At 45.5% G+C, this 794-nt stretch carries 1 protein-coding gene; it reads right to left on the bottom strand.

The features are described 5' to 3' along the window. Positions 1-356: 356 nt before the first annotated feature. Positions 357-587 carry an antitoxin Xre/MbcA/ParS toxin-binding domain-containing protein gene (locus OKC27_RS22755; protein WP_232099265.1) on the bottom strand — a complete coding sequence of 77 codons (231 nt, stop codon included), beginning with the start codon at positions 585-587 and terminating at the stop codon, positions 357-359. Positions 588-794: the final 207 nt, after the last annotated feature.

The raw sequence follows: 794 nt of genomic DNA, 5'->3' as shown, positions 1-794 counted from the left end.
TATCTGGAAAAGGTATTGGATTCAGGGCTGGCTGAATTGAAGTCAATTTAACAATATGTTCACGCTCTCGCCCTGGGGTATCTCCTTCGATAGAATTCGTTATTAGATTGTTATGACCTTCAATTATGAGTGTTTATTGATGAAATAATAACCGTGGGTGTACAAAACTGGTTTATCTTCGCTGCGTAGCAGCGGAATAATGGTGAGCTGCTTAAATTTAATTGAAGCTCTCATAATTAGTAAATGGACAGTTTTCCGAATTTTTCAAGTGGGGTAAATGAAATAAATTTCAAAAAATGATGAGATTGGTTGTTTTTGAAGCATTCTGTGGGGATTCGCCTATCAGAACCCTCGATTTAGTTGCACACCCCATGCTGAATCCGCCCCACCAAATGGATAACTGCCTGAACCCCCAACGGTGTATTCAGTAGCTGGGCTGGCGCTACGCCACCGAGGCCCCAATCTCGGCGGTGCAACCATGACAATGCCCTTGTGGTGTCGAACTCGTGTAAGGAGAGTGCCGCATCGAATGCCTGTACAACGCCGTATACCTTGGTGCCCTGAGAGGTTGATAGGGGAGCTCCCATCTTGAGTTTGCGGGCAACTATGCTCCGGCTTATGCCTGCTAAGCGGCATATCAAGCCCACATCTGTACTCATCAATTCAGCTACTCGATGAATGATGCTAAATAGCTGTTTCGAATAGTAGATCACTGGGGGAAGGGAACTCAGTCCAGTTTGTGCGATCTCATTAGTCGCCAAACAAAACAAGCCACACCCAAAGGACTGAGTTGA

This window comes from Aeromonas sp. QDB62 (genome assembly GCF_027705695.1).
Classification (GTDB): domain Bacteria; phylum Pseudomonadota; class Gammaproteobacteria; order Enterobacterales; family Aeromonadaceae; genus Aeromonas; species Aeromonas allosaccharophila.
The sequence above is the reverse complement of the archived record's forward strand: the minus strand, read 5'-3'. Positions and strand labels throughout refer to the sequence as shown.

Bases quoted from the DNA above. Each gene is read 5' to 3' on its own strand.
- OKC27_RS22755 (WP_232099265.1), bottom strand. From the start codon at position 587: ATGGGAGCTCCCCTATCAACCTCTCAGGGCACCAAGGTATACGGCGTT.